This is a genomic window from Cupriavidus oxalaticus, from assembly GCF_038900635.1.
Lineage (GTDB): Bacteria > Pseudomonadota > Gammaproteobacteria > Burkholderiales > Burkholderiaceae > Cupriavidus > Cupriavidus oxalaticus_B.
In genome coordinates this window covers 1-404 of sequence record NZ_JAYMRX010000107.1, presented here as the reverse complement: position 1 = coordinate 404, position 404 = coordinate 1, and the positions used below count along the sequence as shown (strand labels likewise).

1 protein-coding gene is annotated in these 404 nt (G+C 58.9%); it reads right to left on the bottom strand.

The window, feature by feature from the left end; all coding sequences use genetic code 11:
• Nucleotides 1-177: 177 nt before the first annotated feature.
• Nucleotides 178-404: hypothetical protein (locus VSR71_RS35160; RefSeq protein ID WP_342917931.1), on the bottom strand; the 227-nt coding region annotated here is incomplete at its 5' end.

The window sequence follows — 404 nt, the reverse complement described above, 5'->3', positions numbered from 1 at the left end:
AACTGCTTGCGCTCCTGTGCAACTGGCGGGCACACGTGAGACCATCCAGCCGTACCGCCGAATCACAAAATGCGCTCTGTTGCTTCGCCATGCCGGGAGATATCTCGCCTACCGGGAGCAGGGACCGGGTTGCGGTCGAATCCAAACTGTTGACGTAGGGAGCCCGCAGCAAGTCAGTTACCTCGGCAATGACGTCCGGAGGGATATATCGGCCAGCGCGCCGTAAAGACGAACGCCTTTTACGCTAGCTTTCTGCTCCTCGAAGCTGGCACGACTGTTCCGCCGTGCAACGGTGTCGCGTGACTGTAGTCCCTCTACGCCAAGATTGGCGTCCGCCAGATTCACTTCGAGAAATTCCGGACGGTTGCGCGAGAGCAATGCTACGCAGTGGCCTCGTCGAAGAT